The sequence below is a fragment of the Pilimelia terevasa genome (assembly GCF_014647915.1).
GTDB classification, from domain to species: domain Bacteria; phylum Actinomycetota; class Actinomycetes; order Mycobacteriales; family Micromonosporaceae; genus Pilimelia; species Pilimelia terevasa.
On record NZ_BMQC01000011.1, the window covers coordinates 101,198 to 119,048 of the forward strand.

18 protein-coding genes are annotated in these 17,851 nt (G+C 72.6%); 13 read left to right on the forward strand and 5 right to left on the reverse strand.

Going from position 1 to position 17,851, the window contains the following annotated elements:
- Positions 1 to 5: 5 nt before the first annotated feature.
- The 4 genes from IEY75_RS15615 to IEY75_RS15630 are packed head-to-tail and all read right to left on the reverse strand — an operon-like array spanning position 6 to position 3,013.
- Complete coding sequence (locus IEY75_RS15615; protein WP_189115090.1) at positions 6 to 680, reverse strand: DNA cytosine methyltransferase; 675 nt, start codon at positions 678 to 680, stop codon at positions 6 to 8.
- Positions 677 to 1,582, reverse strand: coding sequence for a hypothetical protein (locus IEY75_RS15620; RefSeq protein WP_229789750.1), 906 nt, complete (start codon positions 1,580 to 1,582; stop codon positions 677 to 679). The genes IEY75_RS15615 and IEY75_RS15620 overlap by 4 nt, the downstream gene beginning before the upstream one ends.
- A complete protein-coding gene (locus IEY75_RS15625) occupies positions 1,579 to 2,460 on the reverse strand; it encodes a TRM11 family SAM-dependent methyltransferase (protein WP_189115091.1) in 882 nt (293 codons plus the stop codon). Before IEY75_RS15625 ends, IEY75_RS15620 begins: the two co-directional genes overlap by 4 nt.
- Entirely contained in the window at positions 2,453 to 3,013 is a 561-nt protein-coding gene (locus IEY75_RS15630; protein WP_189115092.1) for a hypothetical protein, read from the reverse strand. Before IEY75_RS15630 ends, IEY75_RS15625 begins: the two co-directional genes overlap by 8 nt.
- Before the next feature lie 530 nt (positions 3,014 to 3,543).
- On the opposite strand from IEY75_RS15630, the gene IEY75_RS15635 reads away from it, so the two are divergent.
- The gene (locus IEY75_RS15635; RefSeq protein WP_229789751.1) at positions 3,544 to 4,479 is read left to right on the forward strand and encodes a hypothetical protein; all 936 of its coding nucleotides are present in this window, start codon (positions 3,544 to 3,546) and stop codon (positions 4,477 to 4,479) included.
- Positions 4,480 to 4,545: 66 nt separating this feature from the next.
- Here the strand turns inward: IEY75_RS15635 and IEY75_RS15640 are convergent, their stop codons facing one another.
- Complete coding sequence (locus IEY75_RS15640; RefSeq protein ID WP_189115093.1) at positions 4,546 to 4,689, reverse strand: hypothetical protein; 144 nt, start codon at positions 4,687 to 4,689, stop codon at positions 4,546 to 4,548.
- A gap of 368 nt (positions 4,690 to 5,057) precedes the next feature.
- On the opposite strand from IEY75_RS15640, the gene IEY75_RS15645 reads away from it, so the two are divergent.
- From IEY75_RS15645 to IEY75_RS15700, 12 genes are all read left to right on the forward strand, one after another.
- Complete coding sequence (locus IEY75_RS15645) at positions 5,058 to 5,429, forward strand: pilin (RefSeq protein WP_189115094.1); 372 nt, start codon at positions 5,058 to 5,060, stop codon at positions 5,427 to 5,429.
- A gap of 6 nt (positions 5,430 to 5,435) precedes the next feature.
- Entirely contained in the window at positions 5,436 to 6,341 is a 906-nt protein-coding gene (locus tag IEY75_RS15650) for a TrbL/VirB6 family protein (protein WP_189115095.1), read from the forward strand.
- Between the two features lie 5 nt (positions 6,342 to 6,346).
- Positions 6,347 to 7,294 (forward strand): PrgI family protein, encoded by a 948-nt coding sequence (locus tag IEY75_RS15655; RefSeq protein ID WP_189115096.1) that lies wholly within the window; start codon positions 6,347 to 6,349, stop codon positions 7,292 to 7,294.
- A gap of 39 nt (positions 7,295 to 7,333) precedes the next feature.
- On the forward strand, positions 7,334 to 9,136 hold the full coding sequence (locus tag IEY75_RS15660) for a VirB4 family type IV secretion system protein (protein ID WP_189115097.1): 1,803 nt from the start codon (positions 7,334 to 7,336) through the stop codon (positions 9,134 to 9,136).
- Positions 9,137 to 9,166: 30 nt separating this feature from the next.
- Entirely contained in the window at positions 9,167 to 11,704 is a 2,538-nt protein-coding gene (locus tag IEY75_RS15665) for a DUF8128 domain-containing protein (protein ID WP_189115098.1), read from the forward strand.
- Positions 11,705 to 12,001: 297 nt separating this feature from the next.
- Complete coding sequence (locus tag IEY75_RS15670; RefSeq protein ID WP_189115099.1) at positions 12,002 to 12,826, forward strand: replication-relaxation family protein; 825 nt, start codon at positions 12,002 to 12,004, stop codon at positions 12,824 to 12,826.
- 692 nt (positions 12,827 to 13,518) lie between these two features.
- Positions 13,519 to 14,175 carry a hypothetical protein gene (locus IEY75_RS15675; protein ID WP_189115100.1) on the forward strand — a complete coding sequence of 219 codons (657 nt, stop codon included), beginning with the start codon at positions 13,519 to 13,521 and terminating at the stop codon, positions 14,173 to 14,175.
- An 82-nt stretch (positions 14,176 to 14,257) separates the two neighbouring features.
- Positions 14,258 to 14,734: a hypothetical protein gene (locus IEY75_RS15680; RefSeq protein ID WP_189115101.1), complete on the forward strand. Its 477-nt coding sequence runs from the start codon at positions 14,258 to 14,260 to the stop codon at positions 14,732 to 14,734.
- 410 nt (positions 14,735 to 15,144) lie between these two features.
- Positions 15,145 to 15,957 carry a hypothetical protein gene (locus IEY75_RS15685; protein ID WP_189115102.1) on the forward strand — a complete coding sequence of 271 codons (813 nt, stop codon included), beginning with the start codon at positions 15,145 to 15,147 and terminating at the stop codon, positions 15,955 to 15,957.
- A 112-nt stretch (positions 15,958 to 16,069) separates the two neighbouring features.
- The gene (locus tag IEY75_RS15690; RefSeq protein ID WP_189115103.1) at positions 16,070 to 16,756 is read left to right on the forward strand and encodes a GGDEF domain-containing protein; all 687 of its coding nucleotides are present in this window, start codon (positions 16,070 to 16,072) and stop codon (positions 16,754 to 16,756) included.
- Positions 16,750 to 17,199, forward strand: a complete 450-nt coding sequence (locus tag IEY75_RS15695; protein ID WP_189115104.1) for a hypothetical protein — start codon at positions 16,750 to 16,752, stop codon at positions 17,197 to 17,199. The genes IEY75_RS15690 and IEY75_RS15695 overlap by 7 nt, the downstream gene beginning before the upstream one ends.
- A 73-nt stretch (positions 17,200 to 17,272) precedes the next feature.
- Positions 17,273 to 17,806, forward strand: coding sequence for a hypothetical protein (locus IEY75_RS15700; RefSeq protein WP_189115105.1), 534 nt, complete (start codon positions 17,273 to 17,275; stop codon positions 17,804 to 17,806).
- Positions 17,807 to 17,851 lie beyond the last annotated feature (45 nt).

A 17,851-nucleotide genomic window follows, 5' to 3' on the forward strand; every position in this document is an offset into this window, starting at 1 on the left:
ACGGGCTACGGTTCGACCCGTACGCCGCGGCGGTCGGCGTCGGAAGTAGCTGACCGCTGTGCCGGCCCCCCTCGATCAGGTCGGGCAGGCCGTATTGGTGGCCTGGCCCTTTGCCGTCTCGGGCGCACGGCGTCGGCAGCGTCCGCGCCGAGCCAGGGCTGGTCTCGGTGGTGGCCGAGCAGGAACAGCCGGTCCCGCCGGTGCGGTGCTCCGACGTCGGATGCGCGTACGCATGTCCATCGCGTGTCGTACCCGAGCGCGGCCAGATCACGGTGGACGACGTCGAGGCCTCGCCGGAGTAGGGCGGCGACGTTCTCCACGAACACGAGGCTGGGTCGAAGCTCGCCAACGGCGTGGGCGACTGATCCCCACAGGCTGGACTTCGGCCCGCTGATCCCGGTTCGGCCGCCGGCGTTGGAGATGTCCTGGCACGGGAACCCGGCGGTGAGCACGTCGACTCGGGGCACGGTGCCCCAGTCGATGTGCTGGATGTCGCCGAGGTTGCCGATGCCGGGCCAGCGGGCGGCCATGACCCGGTTGGCGTGCCGGTCGGTTTCGGCGTACCAGGCCAGCTCGCCGCGCAGCACCAGCTCGACGGCCAAGTCGAGGCCGCCGTAGCCGGAGCACAGCGACCCGACCCGCGGCCGGCGTGTGGTTGGGGTGTGGGCGTCACTGTTCACGCCACCCCCCGACCTGTGGCCGGGGTGTGGGGGCAGGTCCACGGACCGCACCCCAACGCCTCGGCTTCGCCGGCGCCCGGCGTGCGGGGTCGCAGGATGACCTCGTCGAGGGGCACCCGCTGCCGGTGCAGGAAGAACTGTCCGCGCAGGGGCTGTCCGGCGGCGTTGGCTCGCGCCGAACCGTTGCGGATCGCGCGGTCGAACGCGACTGCGTCCGCCCACTCCGCCGGCTTGTGGGCTTTCAGGTCGGCCCAGAAGTCGTCGGAGTGGAACGGGCATCCCAGGCACGACGAACGCGGAGTGCCCGGGAAGCCGTGCCGGGTCAGGAACTCCAGGCAGTCCCCGCGCCGCCAGCCGAGGTCCAGCAGCGGGAAGGTGTTGCGCATGTAGCGCACGTCGGCAGGCCGGGCCCGGCCGATCTCGTCGACGCTGATCCCGATCGCCATCTGCGCCCACACGCCAGCCGGGATCCGGCGCGGGTGCGGGTAGCCGAGCCGGCGCCGAACTTCCACTTTGATCGGTTTGACCTTGTACTCACTGGTGCATTGCCGGCGTGCCATACCCTTGCGCCCATCCGGGGACAAGGTGAACAAGGGCATCGAGGCGAAGCGGTGCTTGGGGTCCAGGGCGTCGTACCGGATGTTTCCGGCACCGACCCGCACGACCGGGATGCGATGGGCAGCGGCGTACCGCTCCAGGCGCAGCAGGTGCTCATAGACCGCGACGGGCTCCCATGCGGTGTCGGCGAACACGGCCACGTCGAAGGCGTCGACCAGGCCGTGGCAGGCCGCCACGAGACGCGCCGAGGACTGCACCCCGGCACCCAGCGACAGGACCCGCAACGCGGGCCGCCCCGGCGCGGTGGCCGGGGCGGCGCTGCGTGCGGTAGCGGTGGCGGTCATCGGGCCACCACCCCCGCGGTCGGGTCGCCGGGGTTGCGCAGGACGATGACGTCCTCGTGCGCGATCAGGTGCATCGGCACCCCGACCAGCCGCTGCTTGCGGACGTGGCCGAGCTGGAAGAACGACGGCCGGGCGATGATCCGCCCGTCCCGGACCGCGCCGAGGGAGGCGGGCATCCACGCCACCGGCACCAGCCCGGCACCCAGGCCAGCGCCGACGACCGCAGACGGCAGGTCGACCAGCGGGCCCTTGTGCCGGAACGGCCGCACCGTCACCACCACGACCCCGGCCGGGCGCAGGACCTGCCGGCAGCCGGCCAGGATCTGCGTGAACCCGTCGATGAGCGCCTCGGTAGACCGGTGGGCCAGGTTGCCCCGGTCCTCGCCATAGCGGTAGTTCTGCTTGGCGATGCCCGCTTCGGTCGGATCCACGTGCCCGTGGACCGTCGACCCGTACGGCGGCGAGGTGACGACGAGCGCGACCTGACCGTGCAGCACGGACGGGAGGAGCTGGGTCAGCGCGGTGGAGTCGCCGCGGATCACCGAACCACGACCCGGCGCACCCTGAGCACGAGCCAGCGCCAGGTTGGCGTCGGCGATGTCCGACCACCGCGACTCGTACTCCACCCCGACCGCGTCCCGCCCGAGGTGCATGGCCTCGACGAGGGTGGTGCCGACCCCGGCCATCGGATCCAGTACGAGATCACCGGGGGCGGTGTAGGTGGCGATCGCGTGGGCGGCGGTCGCCGGATACATCCGGGCGGGATGGGACTTCTGCTCGGGTACGTATCGGCCGCGGCGCTGGACGGGCTGGGTCTGCTGCGCGGTCGCCCACACCGACAGACGGTCCGGGTCGACTGGGTTGCGGCGGCTAGGCATGAGCCTCACCCGCCCGACGCAGGTACACCCGAAGGTCGCGGTGGACCCGCACGTGCCCCGACCCGGTTGGGTCAGCGGCAGCGGCCAACTCGGCCTTCGTCGGGTAGAACACGAACCGCTCGCCCTCGGCGGGGGCACCGACCGCGACGATGTGCTGGAAGTAATCCAGCCCCACCGCCGCAGCAGTGACGTGGACCGGACGCTGATCGACCGGCCCCGCCAGCGCCGGGTCGACGAGGATCAGGCAGCCGCCGGGCAGCAGCCACCCGGCCGCCTGACCGAACAGCGCCGTGGTGGCCTCGTCGGTGGCCGGCCGGTCGGCGACGACCAGCGCCGCCATGCCTGGCCCGGGGTCGGTGGTGTGCCGGCGGCCGGCCTGAGCGCAGGCGTCGGGGATGCTCGGGCTGGCGGTGCGGTCGACGACGGTGTGGCCGGGGTTGGCGTAGGAGGTGACGATCGCCGCCGCGAGCCGGGCCCCGATCTGGTCGGGGACGTCGGTGTCGGTGGTGGCGGTGCGCCACAGGCTGATCGGGACCGGCGGCTCGCCGGTCACCACATCCACCCCGTCGACAGCGACGGACGTGGACGCGGGGGCGGGCAGGGGCTCGAGCGAGAGCTCGGACTGGGACTTCAGCTTGGGCTTAGGCATTCGGTGTGGGAGTTCCCGCCGCGGCGGTGATGCGCTGACGCCTACCAATCCGCGTTTGCCATCGCCAGCGAACGCCTTACCGCGATGGCAGAGCAGTGGCAGCGATGGCAAACCCACGCGGGCCCGGGCGCTGCCATCGCAGCCCGCAGTGGCAAAACGCGGTCAAGAACCTCGTGTGTCCGACATGCACGATTGCCAGCCGCCGCCTGGCTCTACCCATCCTCCGCCGCGTGTTTACGCAGGTCAGAGGCGGTCTGCCATCGCATTGCCATCGCGCTGCCATCGCTGCCATCGCAGGCCGCCGAGGCCGTCTGTGTGGCCGAAAAGGGCCTCTGACCTGCGGTGCCATCGCAGTGCCATCGCCGGCTGGCCCAATTCGTGGCCTGACCGCCGGCCACCTGGCCGCGGCACCGAACCTGCGAAGGGCACCTGCGATGCACACGACCACGACAACCGCCGCCACCCTCGATACCCCGACCGCCGCCGGCGGCACGAGCGCGGCCTGGGCGGCGGGATCGTCGCTGTCAGCGGCCGAGACGGCGTTCGACCTGCTGACCACGGAGCCGGCGCCGCTGAGCCTGGACTGCACCGACATCGACGGGCTGCCCGCAGGGCCGGTGCCGCTGCCGCAGGTCCGGGCGTGGCTGCTGGCCCACCCCCAGGCGCACGGCGCCTCCGACGAGGTGTGGCGGCGCCTGATCCTGGCCGCCCGGCTGGACGGGCCCGCGTGGGTCGTGGCGACGGTCGGGATGGCGATCCCGGCGTTGGCGGCGATGTCGCGTCAGCTGCGCGACCGGTTCGCCGAGGCCGACCCCGTCGACATCGACGCCGAGCTTCTCACTGGGCTCCTAGAGGCGGTCCGCGACCGTGTCGACCGCCAGGCGGCAGGGCTGCTGCCGACGCTGCGGATGACCGCCTGGCGGGCGGCCTGGGCGATGCTGACCCGGGACCTGGACGTCGAGCCCCGCGACGACATCGACCACACGGTGCCCGCCTCGCGGACCCCGCGGCCGATGGTCGCCCACCCCGACCTGCTCGTCTGGCGGGCCGTCGAACTGGGCGTGGTCGACGGGGAAGACGCCGACGCCTGGATCGACATCCGGCTCGGCCACAAGGCGCCCGAGCCGCACGCGGCGCGGATGGGGATCAGCGTAGACGCGCTGCGGATGCGCCTCGGGCGCGCCGACCGTGCCCTGCACACCGCGATCCGTGCGGGTGCCCTCTCCGACGGCGCTGGCCCCGGCGAGCGCGAGCGGCACGGCACGGTGGCGGCCAGGCGCAGCGGGCAGCGGCGCCGCACCGCCGAGGCGGCAGCCGGCCGGATCGCCCGGCTGCTCCGCCAACCCGCACCCGCGACCGCGATCACCTGACCCCTGGAACGACTACCACCCTGTGGCCCCGGCGCTTTCGCCGGGGCCACAGCCACGTCTGGCCACCTACAGCTCGGCGACCTGGGGCACCAGGCGGGCCGGTGTCCAGATCATCCGATAGGTCGGCAGTGGCAACGATGGCAGCGGCGCTATTTCGGTAATGCCGGGCGTGGCAGCGGCGCTGCCACCGGTTTGCCACTGCTCTGCCATCGCTGCCACCGCTCTGCCACTGCGGTAAGGCGTTCGCTGGCGATGGCAAACGCGGATTGGTAGACGCGAGACCACCCAGCTCGGCCAGCCCACCAAGCCAGCCGCACGCGACGGGGTCTCGCTGGCCGCCGGGGATCTGCCCGGTGTCGGACCAAGACGCCTCGCGGGTTGGCGTGATCCCGGGTGCCGCGCCTATCGATGCGCTGACACCTCATCGCCAAGCACACACCCTTCGAGGGGAGGACGAGTTCCTCTCCGGGCTTCGCGCCCCACCTGCGACGCGTTCGCCTTCCGGCGCCGGCCCCGGCGGCTACCTCCCTTTTCCCCTGTTCGCCCCGCCCTGCGCGGTGGGGCCGGAGGTGTCTGCCATGCGAACCTTTATCCACAGCCTCATCCACAGGCCAGGCGTGCGCGCCGTGGCCGCCCACGGCACCGCGATCGCCCTCGCCGTGGCAGTACCGGAGGCCGCCTACGCCGACCCCGGCGACGGCACCGCGGTCCTGGCGGCCAACACGCTGCCGCAGGTGATCGCGAACCTGCAGTCCTGGGTCATGGGGCTGCTCGCCGCGATCGCCACCCTCTTCCTCGTCCTCGCCGGCGTCTACTGGGCCACCGCAGGCGGCGACCCCAGTGCGGTGGAGCGGGCCAAGGCCGCCCTGCGCAACGCCTGCATCGGCTACGGCCTTGCCGTGCTGGCGCCGGTGCTGCTCGGGGTGGTCAAGGGCATCGTCGGCGGCTGATGCGTCATGGGCTTCTTCCTCGACGGCATCCTCAAACGCCTCGCCGAGATGCTGCTGGCGGGCTTCGACGCGATCGTCGCCGCCCTGACCAAGATCCTGCTCGTCATCCCGAACGTCACCGGCCTGCCGCAGGTGCAGGCGCTGACCGGCAAGTCGGTGTGGGTCGTCGACACCGTCTTCGTCCTGGCGTTCCTCGCCGCCGGCGCGATCACCATGTTCTCCGGCGGCAGCGAACGCGCCCGCTACGAAGTCAAGGACCTACTCCCGCGCCTTGTCGTGGGGTTCATCTGCGCGCACTTCTCACCCCTGATCTGCACCCTGGCGATCGACCTGGCCAACGCGCTGACGTTCAGCTTCTCCCAACAGCCCGGCACCGAAGCCGGGGCGGTGGCGGCTATGCGCCGACACCTCGTCGAGGCACTCGCGGGGGGTCCGGCCACCGCGCTGCTGTTCGTACTGATCGGCGTGCTCGTCGTGACGCTGGCGTGCATCGCGGCGTTCCAGACGATCGCCCGGCTGTGCATCCTGATCGTGCTCGCGGCTTTCGCGCCGATCGCCCTGGCGATGCATGCGCTGCCGCAAACCGACCCGGTCGCCAGGCTGTGGTGGCGCAGCTTCGCCGGATGTTTGGCCGTGCCCTGCCTGCAGGCGTTCGTCCTGCAGGCAGGGGCCTGGATGCTCACCGACCCCAAGGTGCTGCTACCCAACCTCGGCCTACCCGGCCAGCCGACCACCCTCATCAACTTGTTGATCGTGGTGGTCCTGCTCTGGACCGTCATCAAGATCCCCGGCCTGGTCGCCCGCCACGTGCGTTCGCCGGCCGCGTCCGGCCGCACGGTCGTCGGGGGCGTGTTCCGCATCGCGGTGGTCCAGCAGGCCAGCCGCGTCATCCCCGGCCTGAAAGGACGGTAACCCTCATGCCCGACAAGACCGACACACCCGAGGTCCGCGCGCGGATCACGTCCGACGTCGACGCACCCGACAAGATCCTCTACGGGTTGACGTTCCGGCAGTTGGCGATCCTCGCCGTCGCCGCCGTGATCTTCTACGGCCTGTTCCAATCGCTGCGCCACACGGTGCCGATGCCGGTCCTGACCGGTGCAGGCATCGTGTGGGCAGGGTTGGCGTTCGGCCTGGCCGTCGGCCGCCGCGACGGGCTGCCCTTGGACGTGTGGCTGGCCCACGCGCTGCGGCACCGCCGCGCACCCAAGGCCCTCGCCACGGCGCCGCCGGCAGCGGGCAACCTGCCCGGCTGGGCGCCCAGCGCCACCGGCGCGACGGCGGGGCCGGCACCGCTGCGGCTGCCCGCCGACGCCATCGACCGCGACGGGCAGATCCGTCTGCCCGACGGCACGGCGGCGATCACCGCGACCACCACGGTCAACCTGGCGCTGCGCACGACGGACGAGCAGGCCGCTCTGGTCGACGGGTTCGGCCGGTGGCTCAACTCCCTGACCGGGCCGGCGCAGATCGTGGTGTCCGCCCAGCCGGTCGACCTGACCGCCCGCGCCAAGCGCCTGGCCGCCCGGGCGCGCCGGCTTCCGCACCCGCAGCTCGCGGCGGCGTGCGCCGACCACGCGCAGTTTCTCGCCGACCTCGCCCAGCGGCGCGACCCGCTGCGCCGGCAGGTCCTGGTCGTCACTCGCAGCGCCCAGACCGACGGGCACGCGGCGCGGCGGGTCGCCGACGACACCGCCCGCGCGCTGGGCGGCCTGGGGGTCACCGCCCAGGCGCTGGATGCCGGCGCGGTCAGCGCCGCCCTGGCCGCGGCCGTGGACCCGTACCGGGCGGCGCTGCCCGGCCAGCGGGCCGCCGCTGGCCGGCCCGTCACCGCCGCCGGTGCCCCGGCGGCCGACACCAGCTGACCAACCACCCGGCCCTCGCGCCGAAGAAGGGAATCGATCATGAGTGTGTTCGCGCCGTTGCGGCGCCCCACCAACACCCAGGCCCCCGCCCCCGACTCCGGGTCAGCGGGGGCCTTCGCGTGCGGGCCCGTCGAAGTCGCTGCCCGGCACATCCGCGTGGCCGATGGCTACGTCGCCACCCTGGCCGTGACCGGCTACCCGGCCGAGGTCGGGCCAACGTGGCTGGCGCCGCTGTTGTCGTGGCCTGGCCGGCTCGACGTCGCCATCCACGTCGACCCGCTCCCGGCGCCGATCGCGGCGGACCGGCTGCGCAAGCAGCGCGCCCGCTACGAGAGCAGTCGCCGCGCCGACGCCGCCAAGGGCCGCCTCGGCGACCCAGTCGTCGACGCCGCAGCCGAAGACGCCGCCGACCTGGCCGCCCAGCTCGCCCGCGGCGTCTCCAAGCTGTTCCGCGTCGGCATCTACGCCACGGTCCACGCCCGCACCGAGCTGGAGCTGCAGGTGGCGTGCCAGCAGGTCACCGCGGCCGCGGCGTCCACCCTGCTGGAGGTGCAGCCGACGACGTGGCGGCACCTGCACGGCTGGACCACCACCCTGCCGCTGGGCCACGACGCCCTCCAGCAGCGCCGGACCATGGACACCCGCGCCCTGGCGGCGGCCTTCCCCTTGGAGTCGCCGGACCTGCCAGCGCCGCTTCCCGGCCAGCCGGCCGACGACGGCGGGGTCCTCTACGGCGTCAACCCGGCATCCAGGGGGATCGTGTGGTGGGACCGCTGGACCCAGGACAACTACAACTTGGTCGTCCTGGCCCGGTCCGGTGCCGGCAAGTCGTACTTCGTCAAGGTCGAGACCTTGCGGCACCTCTACGACGGCGTCCGCGTCGCGGTAGTGGATCCGGAGGACGAGTACCTCGCCCTGGCCGACGCCGTCGGCGGCCGCATCGTCCGGCTGGGGCAGGCCGGGGTGACGGTCAACCCGCTCGACCTACCTGCCGGCGACCGGCGCCCGGATGTGCTGACCCGACGCGCGTTGTTCGTCCACACCTTGGTGGCGGTGCTGCTCGGCGAGCAGCCCACCGCCGCCCAGCGCGCGGCACTGGACCGGGCGGTGCTGGCCACCTACCGGGCCGCCGGGATCACCGCCGACCCCGCCACCCACTACCGGCCCGCACCCCTCCTGGCCGACCTGGTCACCCAGCTCGACGCCACCGGCAGTGCCGGTGCGGAGTTGGCGGCCCGCCTGCAGCCCTGGATCAGTGGCTCAGCCGCCGGTCTTTTCGCCGGGCCGTCGACCCACCGGACGGATTCGCACTTGGCGGTGTGGTCGCTGCGGCAGTGCCCCGACCAGCAGCGCCCCGCCGCCACCCTGCTGGCGCTGGACGCGATCTGGCAGTCCGTGGATTACCAGCCCGACCCCGGCAACAGCCGCCGACCGCTGGTCCGACGATTGGTGGTGGTCGACGAGGCATGGCAGCTGCTGCGCGATGGCGAGGGCGCGAAGTTCCTGTTCCGGCTGGCCAAGGCCGGCCGCAAGCGCAACACCGGGCTGACGATCGCGACCCAGGACGCCGCCGACGTGCTGGGCACCGACCTCGGCCAAGCGGTCGTCGCCAACGCGGCGACGGCGGTGCTGCTGCGCCAGTCCCCGCAGGCCATCGACGCCGTCGGTGATGCCTTCGGTCTGACCGGCAGGGAGCGGCGGCTCCTGCTGGCCGCCCCGCGCGGGCAGGGCCTCCTGCTCGCCGGCGCCCACCGCACCGGCCTGGAAGTGGTCGCCTCGGCTGCCGAGGCGGATCTCGCTTCGACGTCACCGGACTCCCTAGCCGACGACGACCCCCTCTGAACATCCCGAGCCTGCTTGGAGCAGATCATCATGCACACCCTTGCCTCGATCCACCCTGCCCAGCTCACGCCGACCCCGGACCCCGCACCGCCAATCGCCCCGCCCCACCTCGACCCTGGCGCTGCGGCTGCCGATGCGGTGGCGTGGGCGCTCGGGCGGCCGTGGCTGCTCGGCGCCCTCGCCCTGATCGCCGTCAGCGCGCTGACGCTGGTGCGGGTGGTCGCCAACCTGCGGCACCTGCGCCAGGTCGACGGCGCCCGCCAGGTCACGATCGCGCCGCCGCCGCAGGTCGACCCCGCCGGCGCCGGCGTGTTCTGGGCCAACCTCGCCGGAATCCTGCGACCAGCCCGGATCAAGCGCCTGCGGTACGGGACACCGCATGTCGTCTTCGAATACCTGTGGGTCGGCCGGCGGCTGACGATCAGCGTGTGGGTGCCCGGCACCGTGCCGCCGGGGGCGGTGGAGGCCGCCGCCCGCGCCGCCTGGCCGGGCGCCGCCGTCACCACCACCGACGAGGCCACCGATCCGCTGCCCGCCGTGGAGAACATGACCGCGGTGGGTGGGCAGCTCGCCCTGTCCGACGCCGAGTGGCTGCCCATCAGCACCGACCACGACGCCGACCCACTGCGCCCACTCATCGCCGCGGCCGGCCGGCTGCGCGACGACGAGCACGCCGTCGTGCAGGTACTCGCCCGCCCCGCATCGCCACGTCGATACGCCCGCGCACGGCGGGCCGCCGGCCGGCTACGCGCCGGCAAGCCCGCCGCCAGCGGCGTCGACCTGGGCGCCCCGATCCGCGGGGCGCTGGACATCTTCCTGCCCGGCCCACCGACCTCCGGCCGCGCCGCGACGGCGGGACCGCGGCACCCGGGAGTGGACCGCGACGTGCGGGCCATCCTGGAAAAGAGCAGCGGCCAGCTGTGGCAGGCCGGCATCCGCTACGCGGTCGCCGCGGTACCCCGCGGCGGGACCGCGCCGAGCCCGGACCGGCGGGAGCAGATCACCCGCCGGCTCGGCGGCATCGGCTCGGCGGTCGCGTCCGCGTTCGCCGTCTATTCCGCGCGCAACCAGCTCGCCCGCCGACTGCGCCTGCCGCACCCGGTGCGGGCCGTCGCCGACCGCCGCCTGGGTGCCGGGTTCCTGCTCGGCACGCCCGAGCTGGCGGTGCTGGCCGGGCTGCCGCAGGACCTCGCGGTGCCCGGCCTGGACCGGGCCCGCGCCAAGGCCATGCCCGCGCCGGTGGAGGTACCCACGGGCGGGCGGGACACCAAGCCCCTCGGGCTGGCCGAGGTCGGGGGCCACAAGGTCGCGCTGCGGGTGGCGGACTCCCGGTACCACACCCACATGGTCGGGCAGACCGGCTCGGGCAAGTCGACGCTGCTGGCGCGGCAGATCATCGCCGACATCAACGCCTACCGCGGCACCGTGGTCATCGACCCGCACGGGGACCTGATCACCGACGTCCTCGAACGCCTCGACCCCAAGCACGCGGACCGGGTGGTGCTCTTCGACCCCGACCAGCCCAACCCGCCCGCCCTGAATCCCTTGGACGGGTCGGATCACGACCTGATGGTCGACAACATCGTCGCCATCTTCTCCTCCATCTTTTCCAAGGCGTGGGGGCCGCGGATGGACGACGTGATGCGGGTATCGTGCCTGACCCTGCTCCGGCATTCAAATGTGACGTTGCAGCACATCCCACCGCTGCTCAATTCGCCGCAGTTCCGGGCCGAAATGACCGCCGACCTGGACGACCCCGACGGGTTGGATGGCTTCTGGCAGTGGTACGACGCCATGACGCCGGCGCTGCGCTCGCAGGTAATCGGTCCCGTCCTTTCACGGCTTCGCTCATTCCTACTGCGCGACTTTGTGAAGCGGACCATGAAATGGCCCAAGTCATCGTTCGACATGGGCAAGATCCTCGACGGCGGCATCCTGCTCGTCCGCATTCCCAAGGGCGTGCTCGGCGAGGACACCAGCAAATTGCTGGGCTCGCTGATTCTGGCGCGGGTGTGGCAGGCCGCCACCGCCCGGGCGTCACTGCCACCCGAGAAGCGGCGGGACGCCTCCATCTACTTGGATGAGGCCCAGAACTTCCTAACCCTCGCCGGGTCGCTGGACACGATGCTGGCCGAAGCCCGTAAGTACCGGCTCGCGATGACGTTGGCGCACCAGGACTTGGCGCAGTTCCCCCGGGAACTGCTCGCGGCAGTCTCCGCGAATGCGAGGAACAAGGTGTTCTTCTCGGTGGCGCCGGAGGATGCGCGGGTGCTCGCGAGGCACACGATGCCGGAACTCGACGACCACGACCTCACCCACCTCGACGCCTACACCGCCGTCACAAGGTTGGTGGTCGACGCCCGGCAGACCGCGCCGTTCACCATGAAGACCCTGCCTCCGGCGCCGGTCGTAGGAGCGGTCACCGCGATCCGCCAGTCCGCGGCCTCCCGGGTACCCACCCAGCACCGCTCCGCCGTCGACGGCCTAGTCGAGCGGGCCGCCCGCAAGGAGGCCCACCAGAAGGAGCGGGCGCGCCGCGAGCGCCAGGATCCGGTCAACGGCACCTGACCGCTCCGCGCCGGGCCGGGACCACTGCACAACTTGGTGGTCCCGGCCCGCTGCCACCTGCAGTGGCAAGACAGCGATGTGTCCGAATTCGTTGCCGCCTTCGCTGCTGCCTTCGCTGCTGGGTTCGTCACGCGGATCTCCGACGAAACGACCCAGCCTCGCGCGCTGCCCCCGTTCGCGCAGGTCGGCGGCCTGCCACCGGCCGGCGCCGCCGGCCGTGCTGCCCAGACTCCTCCTCCCGGAGGTTCGTCTTCTCCCCCTTGGCGAGTCCTAGCCGTCTACCGAAAGGCCCTGCTCATGCCTGCTGTCGACCCGCTGATCCACCTGCGACACGTGACCGTCCGCGACCGGCTGCTGATGTCCTGGCTCACCGAGCACTACATCCTGTCGACCGAACAGATCACCCAGGCCCTGTTCCCCAGCCTGCGCTCAGCGCAAGTCAGGCTGCGGCTACTGACCCGCATCGGCGCCGTGACCCGATTCGTGCTCCCCATGGCCGACACCACCTCCAGCTCCTACCGCTACACCCTCGGCCCACTCGGGGCGCTGCTGCACCCGACCGCGTGGCAGGACCCGGACAACCCGGCCGCCAAGCCCGCCCGCACCCACCTGGAGCGGCGCAACCGGATCGTCCGCTCCCCACGACTGGGCCACCTGCTCGGCGTCAACACCTTCTTCACTGCCCTGTACGGGCACGCCCGCACCTGCCCCGACGCCGCGCTGCAACGGTGGTGGTCAGAGCAGCACGCCACCAGCGTGTACTCGCCCCGCTCACCCAAACTGCGACCCGACGCCTACGGCGTCTGGACCCACCACGGGCAGCTCACCGAGTTCTTCCTCGAGTACGACACCGGCACCGAAGGGCTGCCCCGGGTCCTAGCCAAACTCGGCGCCTACGAGGACCTCGCGCACGAAACTGGGGTGGCCCGCACCCTCCTGCTCTACGTCCCCGACACCCGGCGCCGCGGCCGGCTCACCGCCGCGCTGCACGGCGAGCCGCTGCTGACCCCGGTAGCGGTCGCCGCCCACACCGCGGCCCCGCACGAGGCGGTGTGGCACCTACCCGGCCACACCAAGCCGCTGGCCCTGCACGAGCTGCCCAGCACCCACCCGGACGACTAAGTCCGAAATGCCACCGGTGGCAGAGCGGTGGCAACAGTGGCAGAGCAGTGGCAGCGCGGTGGCAGCAACCGCCGCCGCACCCGAGTTTGCCCAGGTCACACGGGCTTTCGCTGGGTGCGGCGGCGGGGTTGCGTTGCCACCGGCCATGTGTACCGTCCAAGGCCACACACAAACTCCACACGCACCACCCAGGCTGGTCCCACCCCGGACTCCCGCCGCGCGACACGGCATCGAACACACCCACCCGCTCACCTGAGCCGGTCGGCCCGACGCCCAGCGCAGCGAACCCGCAGGGTCGCACCAACCACCAGCACCACCCGGCACCACCGAGCACCACCCGCTCCACCCACTGCTCAATCTCGAGCAACCCCCGCGGCAATTAATGCCGCGTCACGGGCGCTCGCCCGATCTCGCCGACACGGCGCTACCGAACAGCCGAACCGCACGATGCGGTCCGGCCGCCTTCGCGCGCCCGGCATCGGGCGCGCTCTCGTGAAGGGAACCGATCACCGATGACCAGCACCGAGGCTGGTACGCCGCTTGGCCGCTACGGCAGCCGCGCCCGTGCCGCACTCGCCACCGATGCCACCGCGCGCCCGAGGGCCGCTTCGCCGTCGCCCCGTCCGGCAGCCTCGTCCGCGCCTGCCACCGCTGCCGGCGCAGCCATCCGGGTGCCGGCGACGGTCCGCACCATGATCGTCTGCCTGCCCGAGGACCTCCCGACCGCCGCGCTCGCCGACGGCCGGGACCTGAGCCTGCTCGGGATCACCGCGACCGCGACCGCACTGTTCTGGACTGTGCCCACCGTGCGCGTGTGGCAGCGCGGTGACTTGATCGACCGGCGGGCCGGCAAGCGCGGACCGCGCTGGTGCGCCGGCGGGCCGCTGCGGCTGCTGAACCTCGACGGGATGCGCCACGCCGCCGGGATCGCCGCCGCCGTCCGCCACCACACCTGGGCGGCCACCGTGCGCGGCACCCGCAACGCCGGCGCGTGGCCGGACTACCTGGGTCGGCACCTGCAGCACGGCGACCGGTACCCGCTCGCCGCCGCCCAGCGGGACTTCGAAGCCCAGCCCCGGATCCTGGCGATGCGCGCGCACAACGCCGCCCAACCCCACGCCCCGCAACTCGACCCGTACGAGGTCGACGCCTACCAGACGGGGCACGCGGCCTACCAGCACCTGCACGCCGCCGCCGCGGTCTGCGGCGACGCGGTACGGGCCGCGGACTCCACGGCGCTGCGCCCGGCCAGCGGCGAACTGACCGACCGGATCACCTACCTGGCCGCCGCCAACGCCCACCTCGCCCGGCTGCGGCCCGACGCCCGGCTGCTCGCCCTCACCGTCTGAGCCCGACCACGAACGGCGCGGCACACCTCGCGGGTGCCGCGCCGTCGCGCATCCAACCAACCCACAGAACTGGAGAAACCTGATGGCACTGAGCTTCACCTTCGAGCTCGGCCGAGTGCTGGAGTTGGCCGAGCACGCGGTGGCCGCCTCGGCCCACGCCGACCCGATCGGCAACGAGCCTGCAGGCCCGGCCCTGCTGCTGGGCTGCAACGACGGCGTGTACCTGCTGTCCAATGGCGACCCCCAGGTCCCGCCGGCCGCGGACCAGCCACCGCACTCGACGCTCCTGGCCGCGTCCAGCAACGAGGCCCCACCTATGTCCACCCCCGGTGTGTACCCGGCTGGCGGTGGATTGTCCGGCCTGTACCCCAGCCTGGAGGCCGCCGCAGCGGCCGGCGCCGTCCACCTGGACCTCCGAATCTCACCGCTGCCTCTGCTCACCGCGGACGGCGGACCGCTGCTGGAAACGCTGCGCGGCGGCGCCGCGGCCGAGCACCGCCGGGTGCGGATGACCTTCGATCGCGGCGGCGATAACCCGCCAACCATCACCACCGAGTAACCACCACCGAGCCCAGCCGGGGGTCGCCGCCCGCCCCCGGCTGTTCGGAAGCCCAGCCCGGCAAGGCGACGGAACGCGAACCGCATGACACCGCCGCACCAGGAAGCCCGCGGCATCCGATGCCGCCCGCCACCTCCATGGCGCCGCGACGCAAGTCGGCCGCTGCAGCACTCGAAGCCCCGAGTCCGGTGTCGTGCGGCGCTTCATGGCGGTGCCCACATGCCGGGGCGCCGACCCGTGCCCGGCCACGAAGCCGCCGGGTCTCGCCCTGTTCCTCTTCCGCTCCCCAGCGAGCTGCCCACGGGCGCCCCGCTGGCGACCTGATCGATCTGGCGAACGAAGCGTGGATCAGTCCCACGCCCAACGAGAAGGGAAACCCAACCACCGTGTCACCAACACAAACCGAGCCGATGACCACCGAGCAAAAGGTCGTCCACGCCATGTGGACGGACCTGAACCGGGCCGCCACGGCCGCCGAGATCGCCGCTGCCGCGGGGCTCGGCTACTCCACCGTCACCCCGATCCTGCGCCGTCTCCACAAGCGCGGCGACGCGACCAAGGACGCCTCCGGCCGATGGGCGCTGGTCGAAGGCCGCCCCGTTTCCACCAGCGGCAACCTCCCCGAGCCGGACTCCGACCTGACCGACCAAGCCGACGAGGAGGACAACGCCGAAGACGAGGACGCCCAGGAGCCCGACACCGCCGACAACCCCACCACCACCCCCGACCCCGACGCGGAGGCCGACACCGACGAGGACGCCGAGGACGCGGCGGATTCCGAGCCGGAAGGCGAGCAGACCACCGCGGCCACCGCACCTGCCGATACCACGGCGCCGGTGGCCGAGGACTCGCCTGCGGCAGCACCCGACGACGACCAGGTCGCGCCACCCGAGCCGCCGGAGGCCGCAGCCGACGGCGACGGCGACGGCGAGGACAGCAAGGGCGACGCGGACCCCGACGAGGCGGGCGGGCGCAAGCGCCGGTCACCGGCCAAGCCCAAGCGCGGCAAGGGAGTACTCCGCGAGGAGGTCCTGGCCATGCTGCGCGCCAACCCGGACCAGGCGTGGAAGGTGTCCGAGATTTGCCGGCTGGTCAACGACGCCGACGACGGCACCCACAACATCGCCTCACCCGGCGCGGTGGCTAACGCGTTGGAGAAGCTCGCCGGCGAGGGCAGCGTCCGCCAGCTCGACGGCAAGCCGGTCACCTTCCAGGCCGAGTGACCCGCGCCCCCCGGCGCACCCCTCTTCCGAAGGTCTTCAGCCCGGGTCGGCCGTACAGCTTGGTCGCATCACGGCCGACCCGGTGCTCCTTAACAGACAAGGAGCCCGACAAGTGTCCATCACAGCGCAAGTACTCACCAGCCTCGGCATCCTGCTGCTCGGCGTCATCGCCATGACCCCCGGCGTGTGGAGCATGCACCGGCGCGCCGCCTACTGGCGCGCGCAGGCATTGACCGACCCGCTCACCGAACTGCCCAACCGGCGGGCGCTGACCGCGCACCTGCGGCAGCGCCACGAAGACCGGGCGCCGACCGCGATCCTGCTGCTGGACGTCGATGGCCTCAAGGCCGTCAACACCGGCTACGGGCACGGCGCCGGCGACGCTCTGCTGCAGGCGCTCGCCGCGCGGCTGCAACACCTCGGCCCAGTGCCTGTGGATCTGGCGGCGCGGCTGGGCGGCGACGAGTTCGCCGTCGTGGTCCACACCGGCGACCCGCGCCAGGCACACCGGGTCGCCGAGGCCGTGCACGCCGCCGTCACCGGCACGCCCGTGTCCCTGGGCACCGATCTGTGGGTCGACCTCGGTCTGTCGATCGGGGTGGCCGTCGGCACGGCCTACTCCCACCCGCCGTTGCTGCTGCACCAGGCCGACCTGGCCATGTATGAGGCCAAGGCGGCAGGGGGCGGGGTGCACCTGCACGGCCCGGCCGCGGTACCGACGACCTGCGTGGACCGGCGTCCGCTGGTGCGGCCCCGCGACCGCCACCGGCCCGCCGAACGAGGGGGCCGGCGGTGGTGATCATCGGCGCTGAGCAGCGGTCGCTGTGGACCGAACTGCTCCGGCGGGTCTGGCGCGCCACCCACGACGGGGCGGACCCGGACCCGCATTGGCTGGCCGACACCGCCAAGACGCTGGCCGCCGCCACCCAGACAACAGTCGGCCGGGAACGGGAGCAGGCGCTGTTCGCCGAACTTCGCCAGCTGCGCGAGCAAGGGCGCATCGACCTGGACACGGCCACCGCCGTGCAGCGCGCCTTCGAGGCGCTGACGGTACCGGTCGGAGGGCTGGTCGAAGCCCACGCGCGCGTGCGCCTCGGCGTGGTCGGCCGCGACCGGGAAGCCGCCATCGACGCGGCCCAGGACGTGCTGCGCGAGGTCCTCGGCGCCGACGCCTGCGAACTGCTGTCCCTGCGCATCCGCTGCGCCTCGCCAGCCGGCCACGCCGGGCCACCTCCAACCTGACCCGGCCCACGTGCCACCACCAATCCCCGGCCGGTTCACGGCCAGCCACTCAACAAATCAGGAGGCCCACGCAATGGGTGAACGAATCATGATCGGCGTCGCCGAGCCCGGCGGCGCATTCACCGCCGAGTACCGGCAGTGGGGCGAAGGACCCGAGAAAACGGTCCCGCAGCTGCGCCGGCAACTGCAGGAGCAATTCGGCGGGGACGCCGCGGCGATGTACCGGCGGGAGGAGAACTCCGAATGGCCGCTCGAGCGAGGCAACATCCGCGCGAGCGCTGACCCGAACTACGTATTCCTGTACCTCATCCACGTGCCCGCCACCGCCGTTGAGGTGTACACCCCAAACCCGCTCGACCGGCGCGGCACAACGTTCGAATGGATACTGCACAGCCGCTACCGCCTGACCGCCAGCGACGACGACATGTTCGCACTGGACGGCGAAACCGTGCGCTGCACGAACTGCGACAGCGTCGAGGTCGACTTCGTAACCACCTCGCCGTCCACCACCGGCCTCGGTGAAGACACCGCTATCCGCTGCCGCAACTGCGCAGCCACCGAGACAACCACCTCGGCCTTCACCATCGGCCGACGCCCCCCGATCTGACCCTCGCAACACGCCAAGGAATCCGGCCGGTCGCCCCACCACGCA

Excerpts from the sequence above, each read along its gene's own strand:
- IEY75_RS15620 (WP_229789750.1), bottom strand. The coding sequence starts at position 1,582 with ATGACCGCCACCGCTACCGCACGCAGCGCCGCCCCGGCCACCGCGCCG.
- IEY75_RS15625 (WP_189115091.1), bottom strand. The coding sequence starts at position 2,460 with ATGCCTAGCCGCCGCAACCCAGTCGACCCGGACCGTCTGTCGGTGTGG.
- IEY75_RS15635 (WP_229789751.1), top strand. The coding sequence starts at position 3,544 with ATGCACACGACCACGACAACCGCCGCCACCCTCGATACCCCGACCGCC.
- IEY75_RS15640 (WP_189115093.1), bottom strand. The coding sequence starts at position 4,689 with ATGGCAGAGCAGTGGCAAACCGGTGGCAGCGCCGCTGCCACGCCCGGC.
- IEY75_RS15645 (WP_189115094.1), top strand. The coding sequence starts at position 5,058 with ATGCGAACCTTTATCCACAGCCTCATCCACAGGCCAGGCGTGCGCGCC.
- IEY75_RS15650 (WP_189115095.1), top strand. The coding sequence starts at position 5,436 with ATGGGCTTCTTCCTCGACGGCATCCTCAAACGCCTCGCCGAGATGCTG.
- IEY75_RS15655 (WP_189115096.1), top strand. The coding sequence starts at position 6,347 with ATGCCCGACAAGACCGACACACCCGAGGTCCGCGCGCGGATCACGTCC.
- IEY75_RS15660 (WP_189115097.1), top strand. The coding sequence starts at position 7,334 with ATGAGTGTGTTCGCGCCGTTGCGGCGCCCCACCAACACCCAGGCCCCC.
- IEY75_RS15665 (WP_189115098.1), top strand. The coding sequence starts at position 9,167 with ATGCACACCCTTGCCTCGATCCACCCTGCCCAGCTCACGCCGACCCCG.
- IEY75_RS15670 (WP_189115099.1), top strand. The coding sequence starts at position 12,002 with ATGCCTGCTGTCGACCCGCTGATCCACCTGCGACACGTGACCGTCCGC.
- IEY75_RS15675 (WP_189115100.1), top strand. The coding sequence starts at position 13,519 with ATGATCGTCTGCCTGCCCGAGGACCTCCCGACCGCCGCGCTCGCCGAC.
- IEY75_RS15680 (WP_189115101.1), top strand. The coding sequence starts at position 14,258 with ATGGCACTGAGCTTCACCTTCGAGCTCGGCCGAGTGCTGGAGTTGGCC.
- IEY75_RS15685 (WP_189115102.1), top strand. The coding sequence starts at position 15,145 with ATGACCACCGAGCAAAAGGTCGTCCACGCCATGTGGACGGACCTGAAC.
- IEY75_RS15700 (WP_189115105.1), top strand. The coding sequence starts at position 17,273 with ATGGGTGAACGAATCATGATCGGCGTCGCCGAGCCCGGCGGCGCATTC.